The organism is Methylobacterium sp. AC315 (genome assembly GCF_979253755.1).
This window is the reverse complement of record NZ_CEEDEA010000046.1, coordinates 1-8,163: the sequence shown is the minus strand read 5'-3', so window position 1 is coordinate 8,163 and position 8,163 is coordinate 1. Positions and strand designations below refer to the sequence as shown.

Below are 8,163 nucleotides of genomic sequence, written 5' to 3'. Positions count from 1 at the left end.
CGTTGGGCCATCGGTTCCGTCCTCTGTCGGCTCAAAAGCCATACTTCAGGGCGGACCACTTCAAAGGGGGACGATCACTGGCGGGGGAGGTCATCGATCTCACTGGCCGCAACCGCATCCGCCACGTGGTGCAGAACCACGGGCGGCAAATGGCGAAGGCGGAGTAGGGCTTCGACGCCTGGCGTCTAAATCAAGGCTGACTAGCTTCTGAAGAGGCCGGCGTGGACTGGGGAGAGCGATCGCAGAATGTTCTATGAGCAATGGGCTCTGGAAACATTGGACGGCAGGCGCGGTGATCTAGTCCGTAGCGATCATTTGTGCTTATGGACATATTTTTAGGCAACTGAATTTCCGATTTCTGAGCAACAATAGGGCTTAATGGCGTATTGAGCCAATTTGTAAATGCTGCCAGTGATCTTCCTAAAGCAATTGCCGCAACGCCAAGCGCGAGGAGGCGGATCGATTTCCAGAACGATCCACCTTCAATCCAATACCTGCCGGCTTTTCGGAGGGGCATTTCAAGCTCGATCGCACGCAGTTAGGATAACTGGAGGATGCGGTGGAATAGCGTATTTAGCAACATGCCGCTTTCTGCTGAGTACGCCGAGAACTGAGCCATGCAGCCGACGAGTAGCGATGGATGCCGACAAGGGCAGGCACCCGCAACAAAATCGAATTTTTATATGCGATGGAGCAACACCGCTTTCTTGACAGTCTCTACACAAACAGGGCTGATAGGCGATCAGATTACTATCAATGCGGAAACATTTTGCCTTCGATACGGAGTTTGAATTGCGAAAAATTGATTTACCGAAAATGCTTATAGCATCAATTGTGATTGTCTCGTCCATAACAGCAGCGCAAGCTTGTAGTCCGCGAATAGTATCCAAAGAAGAATTTGTCGAAGAACGATACAAATTCGCCGGTTCACTTCAGGGGAGTATTATTAAAATTAAATATTTCAGCGAATACAATAGGGCTCGCGTCGAGGTATCCGAAAACTTCGGCAATCAAATTGGGAAAGAAATTTATATAAAAGAACATAAATCACCAAACTCAGAAAACCCATGTCCTTGTTCTACTGGTTTTCTTGAGCGCGCCAGAAATAGCAAACTCAAATTCGAATTCCATTTCTCATCGAGCGAGTCTGAGTACACAATCTGCTCAATATTTGGATTGATTGAAGAAGCTTCCTCTCTCCCGAATTTGCCGCAACCAAAGCCGCCGCCAGACCTCAAGCAGGTGTCTGACCTAGTGAGGATAATGAATGAACAGCCTTGCCAAATTCTGCGTAAAGATAATTTTAAAAGAGAATTCCATTTTCGCGCCGTCTCAAATTCGATAAATGAATTAAAAAAATTCGATGATTACTTTATTTTTAACACAAATCGAGAAGCTTCTATTTCGTTGTCATTGCTACATAATACTCAATGCGGGCTTGTAAAGCTGCTGAAGGATTTAACATCAGACATGTATGGGCTTGAAATTCGAAACTCTAATTTTACAATTCGAGACGATGCGATCGAACTTAAATTTGAGAGTCCGACGGTTGAGCCTTGGAGTATCTTTTTTTACTATCTAATGGCGAAGTAATTTATGAAGTTTCGGTCAATCCATCAGAGATAAATAGCGGTAAGCGCAAAATCGATGTCAGTTCGATACTAGATTTACTGTCTGACAAAGGATTAGTAGTGATTGGCGTGGACGGGATTAGACCTGATAGATTCGCTGAGCTTCAAAGAATTAAGAGTTATGAAGGAATTATTAAAGAAGTGCCAGCGGCATTAAGTGGCTTCGCAGTTACAATTCAGGTTTTCAATCGTCAGTAAAAATGCGAGGCAGTTTGATGCGGCCATTCTGCCGATGCTTCGAAGGTCAGGAAGCCATGAACAACCAACCTCTGGCTTTGAAATCCAACAGCGCAGCCTGAAACTTGCACCGCTCCGCCTTCAGCGCTTTTCCACGAGGCGGGGATGGAGTGGTGGGCCCGGCAGGACTCGAACCTGCAACCAGACCGTTATGAGCGGTCAGCTCTAACCATTGAGCTACAGGCCCTGCGCCCGCATAGCCATCGCTGGCCCGCAGGCGCAATTCGCGTGTCATTGGTAGGAGACGGGGCGAGCGGCCTTACTCAGCCGCCTCCGCCTTATCGCCGTCCTCTTGGTCGTCCGTAACCGATCGGCTGGCATCACGCCCGGTTTGAGCGCGGCGTGCTAATCTGCTCAGATGGCGGTCGACGAGGAGCGCATCGACGAGGCGGTACTCCCCCTTCTGTGGCTGACGCTCCACGACGGGCGTCGGGCCTGGATGGGCTTTGATTGGGCTGCGCTTGGCCGTCTCCATGCCAAGGGGCTCATCGCCGATCCGGTCGGACGCGCCAAGTCGGTGGTGCTGACCGACGAGGGATTGCGCCAGTCCGAGGCGCTGTTCCGGACCCTGTTCACACGGCCCGACTGACGCGCCAGAGCCGGAGCGCCCTCAGGCGACCGCTTGGAGCGTGGGTGTGCTCGGGTAGGCCCAGGGCAGAAGCTCGTCGAGGCGCCGCTGCGGATGCCCCTCGACGATGCGGGTGATGACGTCAGTGAGGTAGGCCTGCGGCTCGACGCCGATGAGCTTACAGGTCTCGACCAACGAGGCGATCGCCGCCCAGTGCTCGCCGCCGCCGTCCGAACCAGCAAACAAGGCATTCTTCCGATTCAAAGTCAGAGGCCGGATCGCGCGCTCGACGGTGTTGGAGTCGATCTCCACGCGCCCGTCATCGAGGAACAGGCTCAGCCCCGCCCAGCGGCTCAGGGCGTAGCGGATCGCATCCGCCAGGTTGCTCTTGCGGCTCAAGAGGCCGAGCTTCTCCCGCAACCACGCCTCCAGCGCCTCGACCACCGGCCGGCTTCGCTCGTGACGGGCCGCCCGTCGCTCCTCGGCCGGACGCCCGCGGATCTCGGCCTCGATCCGGTAGAGCACGGCGATGCGGGCGAGCGTCTCCGTCGCGATCGGCGTATTCATCCGGCGTGGGCCGCGGGGGTCCTATTTCGGCGCGCTGCGGTGGACTTCGATGAGGTTACGGAGACTTTCGATACCAAAGTCTGAGAAGGCCATGGTTCCGTCAGGGTACTGCGGATCGTAGACCCAGATCAGCCCGTCTTCGGGCTCCAGATCGGTAGCGGTAATTACCCACCCCCTTGCGCGGGTTGGGTTTCGCTGATTCCCTCGTGGGATGGTTCGTACCGATCTTGAGCGGCTGAGCCGCGAGGAGTTGATCGAACTGGTGCTGCGGCTGCAGCGTCCGGACAAAACCTCGCGCACCTCCTCGAAGCCGCCAGCGACTGACCGCAAGGAGCGGCGGGAGCAATCCAAACCCGGCGGGGCCAAGCCCGGGCACGAAGGCCATAGCCGGGCGATCAGCGACGATCCCGACGCGGTCGTCGAGCATCGTCCCGACCGCTGCTTGTGCTGCAGTGGCGCCCTGCACGGGGCCCTCCCTGCCGAGATCGTGAGTGTCTCCGAGCGGATCGAGTTGCCGGAGGTGGCGCCGATCATCACTCACCATCGGCGACTGGTCGTGCAGTGCCCGACCTGCGGGACGCGGGTGGTCGCGCCGGTGCCGGAGGCGGCGCGTGGCACGCCGTTCGGCCCGCGGCTGCATGCGGTGGCGACGTATCTCAAGACCTTTCAGGCGCTGTCCTACGAGCGGTTGCAGGCGGCCTTGTCGAACCTGTTCGGTCTCACCCTCAGCCAGGGCGGGCTGATGAACCTGCTTCAGCGCGCGCAAAGGCGCTTCCGCTCCGGTCGCGAGGCCGCCGTGTCCGCCCTGCGCCGGGCCGCAGTGGTCGCCTCTGACGAGACGGGCGTCCGGATCGAGGGCAGCAACGCCTACCACTGGGTGTTCCACGCGGCCGACGCGGTGGTGCACACGGCCTCGCCGACGCGGGGCGCCATCGTGGTGCGGAAGATGATGGACGGCCACCGGCCCGCGGTGTGGATCTCGGATCGCTACACCGCACAGCAGGGCCACGCGGCTGCGCACCAGACTTGCCTCGCCCATCTCGCCCGGGACGTCGCCTATGTCGTCGAGGTGAGCGACGACCCCGTGCCCTGGCGGCTGCAGCTCTGGCTGCACTCCGTGTTCACCCTAGCCGAGCACGTCACCGACTTGGCCACCTCGACGCTGGCCGCCAAGCGCCGGAGCCTGGATCGACAGCTCGGCGCCATCCTCGCCACACCGAGCGGCTGCGACCTGACCCGAGCCCTCCAGGCCAAGATCAGACGGGCTCGCGATCAGCTCTTGGTGTTCCTCGCCCATCCCGGTCCGGTCGAGCCGACCAACAACGGCTCCGAGCGGCTGCTGCGCCCGGCCGTGATCCAGCGGAAGATGACCAACGGCTACCGCGCGATGTGGGCCGCCGAGGGCGAGGCCGACATCCGCACCGTCGTCGATACCGCGCGCCTCGCAGGCCGCAGTCCCTTCGGCACCATTCTCAAGACCATCGGCGCCTGAAACCAGCCATCAATGGCGTGGGTAATTACGATCGGTAGCGATATCGGCGAGCCAGTCCGCATCTTCGCCGAGCTCCCTTGCGACGAGCGCCAAGGTCCTGACGGCATGGACCTTGTTGATGTGCATCGTCAGGCTGCGATTGCCGTGGTCGACGGCGGGGACCAGTTCCACGGCAGCAGGTCGTCGAGTCGATGGATCGGATGCCCGGCGATGCGGGCCAGCACGTCGGCGAGCCAGACCTGTGGGTCGACATCGTTAAGCCTTGCCGTCTGGATCAGCGTCGCCATGGCGGCGGCACGCTCGGCGCCGCGGCTGGAGCCTGCAAACAGCCATGCTTTTCGACCGAGGGCAAAACCTCTGAGCGCCCGCTCGGCGGCATTATTCGTGAGGCAAACCCGCCCGTCGTCGAGGAATGAGGTAAACCTGTCCCAGCGCCTGAGCATATAGTCGATCGGCTTGGCGACGGTCGCCGAGCGCGAGAGCCTGACGCGCTGCTCACCAAGCCAGGTGCGCAGGTCCTCGACGAGCGGGCGGCTCCGCTCCTGTCGGACCTGGCGACGCGCGTCGGCGCTCAGACCGTTGATCTCGCGCTCGATGGCGAAGAGCACGTCGATGCGCGTAACCGCCTCCAGGGCGATCGGTGACACAGGCGCAGCGCCAGGGCTACGCTGCGCGCTCGCGGCGATGTCGGCGAGTTCGAAGAAGCCGCGACGGGCATGGGACCAACACAGCGCCGACGTGACCCGTCCGCTCGGACGCGCGGGATCATAGAGCCCGTTGTAGCCGCCATAGGCGTCGGCCTGGAGGATGCCGGACCACGCCGCGAGGTGCGCGTCCGGATGCTCGTGCCGCCGGTCGCGCGAGGCGAAGTAGAGCGCCGCCGGCGGATCGGCGCCGCCAAAGGGCCTGTCGTCGCGGACATAGGTCCAGATCCGGCCCGTATCGGTTTTGCCTTTGGCCAGGATCGGCACTGTGGTGTCGTCGGCGTGCAGCCTTTCGGCCGTCATCACGTGCCTGGCGATCCGCTCATGCAACGGCGCCAGCGCTGCCGTTGCCGCGCCAACCTGGTCGGCGAGCGTCGAGACGGAGAGTTCGATGCCTTCGCGGCCGTAGCGCTCGCTTTGGCGGTTCAGTGGTTGATGTTGACCGAACTTCTCAAACAGCACCATGGCCAGCAGGTTCGGCCCGACGAAGCCGCGTGGGGTCACATGGAAGGGCGCCGGCGGTTGCGAGATGGCCTCGCACGCGCGGCAGGTGAACTTCTCCCGGACCGTCTGGATCACCTTCCACTGGCGTGGGATCACCTCCAGGGTCTCGGTGACGTCCTCGCCGAGCTTCGACAGCTTCATGGAGCCGCAGCACGGGCACGACGAAGGCGCTGCGATCACGACCCGCTCGCGCGGAAGATGTTCCGGGAACGCCTTGCGTGATGGACGGCGGCGTAGCGCCGGAGCCGGCAACGAGGCCTGCAGCGCCGCAGCCTCTGCCGAGAGTTCGTCCTCCGTAGCCTTGGCCTCCAGCTCCTCAAGCTGCAGTTCCATTTGGTCGATGAGCCGCGCCGTGCGCTCCGATCGCTGGCCGTAGAGCTCGCGCCTGAGCTTCTGGATCATCAGCTTGAGGTGGGCGATCATCGCTTCGGTGGAGGACGCCGCGGCCTTTGCCTTCAGCGCTTCGGCGACGGCGTGGGACGCTGCAGTCTGTGCCTCGATCCTGGCCTGGCGCTCGCTGAGGATCATCGCATGAGCCGCCGCCAGATTGGCGGGAAGCGAGGGCGAAGTCGGCGATGAAGGGGCGGCGCTCACGACGGTGAGGGAATCACATCCTCCTGCAAACGCAAGCAAAAAGGCCTATCCGATCACCGTCGGACGCCAGGTCTCCACCGGATTGCGCCAGTCGATCCCGGAGAGCAGATAACCCATCTGTGCGGGCGTGATCGCGACGACCCCGTCGGCTGGCGAGGGCCATAGGAAGCGGCCCTTCTCAAGCCGTCGCACGTAGAGGCTCGCCGCCTGCCCGTCGTGCCAGATTACCTTCAAGAGATCGCCCCGGCGCCCGCGGAAGCAAAAGACGTGGCCGCCGAGCGGATCACGCTTCAACACCTCCTGCGCCAACAGCGCCAGTGAGGCGAACCCCTTCCGCATATCGGTGTGGCCAGTGGCAAGCCAGACCTTCACCCCAAGCGGAACCGGGATCATCGAAAGCCCTCAAGGCCCCGCGCCAACGCAAGCACCGCGTCGACCTCGACGCCGCCTTCGACGATGATCCGGCGCCCGGCGGACAGCACGATCTCAACCCGCGGCGACCGCTCCGGCCGCGATGTCGGATCCCGATCCCTGCTCGTGTCATCCAGCAGCGATGCCGGCACCGGTGCCGACAGCGGTGCCGGACTGGACGGCCCTGGATCCGACGCGACCGCCACAGCCAGGAAAGCGCCACAGGCCGGCCGCGCCTCCAGCCGTTCACGCCAGCGATAGATCTGCTGCGCCTGGATGCCGTGGCGCTTGGCCGTCGCGATCACGTTGCCGCTGGTCACGGACTCCGTCACGACAGCGCGCTTCTCTTGAGGACTCCAGCGGCGGCGCCGGACGTAGGTCGCATCGTCCATCCGAGCATCTCCAGCACCGATGCCAGCACCGATGCCGGATCAGATCACCGAAAAGCTGGACGCCGATAAACCTCCAAACAAGGCGGCCTTCGCCGGATGCGCACCGATCGGCGAGGCGGCGGCGAGGTCATAGAATTGCCGACGCACATGGCTCCAGCAGTAGGCTAGCCGCACTGCGCCGCCCTTGGCCAAGCTCTCATAGGCCGCATAGCCGTCGACCTGGAGCACGCCTGCAAATCCACTGAGATGCGCGATCGCTCGTCCGGCCGTGCGGTCGGGGGCGTAGACGTAGGCGACGCCGGGCGGATCGGTCCCGCCCCAGGGTCGGTCGTCGCGCGCATACGCCCAAAGCTGGCCGGTCTTGGTGCGGCCGCGGCCCGGATCGAGCACCGGTGCCGTGGTCTCGTCGGCAAACAGCTTGCCCGAGCGCTTGAGCATCTCCAGCAGCCGCGCGTGCACGGGCCGGAGCAGGAAGGCGGCCCGACCCACCCAGTCGGCCAGCGTCGAGCGGTCGAGGCTGACGCCCTGGCGGGCGAAGATCTGCGCCTGTCGATACAGCGGAAGGTGGTCGGCATATTTGGAGACGAGCACCTGCGCGACGAGAGCGTCGGTGGGTAGGCCGCCCTCGATCAGCCGCGCCGGTGCCGGGGCCTGCACGACCGCGTCCCCGCAGGCGCGGCAAGCGTAGCGCGGGCGGCGGATCACCAGCACCCGTACTTTAGCCGGCACCACGTCGAGACGCTCAGAGACGTCCTCGCCGATCCGGTGCGGGGCACCCGCGCAGCATGGGCAAGCGGTGCTGTCTGTCAAACAGCGTTGAACATTGGTTCATCCGCAATTTCGGTGCTGCGGGATGATTCGGGCGTTGGTTCACGTGGTGGCCCGAGGGCAGCGCTATGCCGATCTCGAACCCGTCGGTGCCGTCGGTCCCGGACGGCCTGCACGTCGATGGTCTGACGCTGGACACCTCCGGGTTGCTGATCACTGCCCGAACCACGGCAGCCCAAGCCTGCTGTCGGGTCTGCGGGCGGGCGTCAGTGCGGGTGCACAGCAGGTATTGGCG

6 protein-coding genes, 1 tRNA gene and 2 pseudogenes are annotated in these 8,163 nt (G+C 62.4%); 3 read left to right on the top strand and 6 right to left on the bottom strand.

Annotated features, from left to right (window positions below; translation table 11 throughout):
* Positions 1-756: 756 nt before the first annotated feature.
* Positions 757-1,593: a hypothetical protein gene (locus tag AC0IY0_RS28435; protein ID WP_471766418.1), complete on the top strand. Its 837-nt coding sequence runs from the start codon at positions 757-759 to the stop codon at positions 1,591-1,593.
* A gap of 386 nt (positions 1,594-1,979) precedes the next feature.
* Here AC0IY0_RS28435 and AC0IY0_RS28430 read toward each other — a convergent pair.
* Positions 1,980-2,055, bottom strand: a tRNA-Ile gene (locus AC0IY0_RS28430).
* Positions 2,056-2,226: 171 nt separating this feature from the next.
* On the opposite strand from AC0IY0_RS28430, the gene AC0IY0_RS28425 reads away from it, so the two are divergent.
* Positions 2,227-2,457 carry a DUF6429 family protein gene (locus tag AC0IY0_RS28425; protein ID WP_471766416.1) on the top strand — a complete coding sequence of 77 codons (231 nt, stop codon included), beginning with the start codon at positions 2,227-2,229 and terminating at the stop codon, positions 2,455-2,457.
* 21 nt (positions 2,458-2,478) lie between these two features.
* Here AC0IY0_RS28425 and AC0IY0_RS28420 read toward each other — a convergent pair.
* Positions 2,479-2,994: pseudogene (locus AC0IY0_RS28420) on the bottom strand (IS66 family transposase); the annotation flags it as partial.
* A 220-nt stretch (positions 2,995-3,214) separates the two neighbouring features.
* On the opposite strand from AC0IY0_RS28420, the gene tnpC (AC0IY0_RS28415) reads away from it, so the two are divergent.
* Entirely contained in the window at positions 3,215-4,495 is a 1,281-nt protein-coding gene (gene tnpC, locus AC0IY0_RS28415) for an IS66 family transposase (protein ID WP_471766414.1), read from the top strand.
* A gap of 128 nt (positions 4,496-4,623) precedes the next feature.
* Here the strand turns inward: tnpC (AC0IY0_RS28415) and tnpC (AC0IY0_RS28410) are convergent, their stop codons facing one another.
* The 4 genes and pseudogenes from tnpC (AC0IY0_RS28410) to tnpC (AC0IY0_RS28395) form a co-directional block, all read right to left on the bottom strand.
* On the bottom strand, positions 4,624-6,231 hold the full coding sequence (gene tnpC / locus AC0IY0_RS28410; RefSeq protein WP_471766412.1) for an IS66 family transposase: 1,608 nt from the start codon (positions 6,229-6,231) through the stop codon (positions 4,624-4,626).
* A 111-nt stretch (positions 6,232-6,342) separates the two neighbouring features.
* A complete protein-coding gene (gene tnpB / locus AC0IY0_RS28405) occupies positions 6,343-6,690 on the bottom strand; it encodes an IS66 family insertion sequence element accessory protein TnpB (RefSeq protein ID WP_091928781.1) in 348 nt (115 codons plus the stop codon).
* Complete coding sequence (locus AC0IY0_RS28400) at positions 6,687-7,100, bottom strand: transposase (RefSeq protein WP_147941957.1); 414 nt, start codon at positions 7,098-7,100, stop codon at positions 6,687-6,689. Before AC0IY0_RS28400 ends, tnpB begins: the two co-directional genes overlap by 4 nt.
* A gap of 108 nt (positions 7,101-7,208) precedes the next feature.
* A pseudogene (gene tnpC, locus AC0IY0_RS28395) lies at positions 7,209-7,904 on the bottom strand (IS66 family transposase); the annotation flags it as partial.
* Between the last annotated feature and the right edge of the window lie 259 nt (positions 7,905-8,163).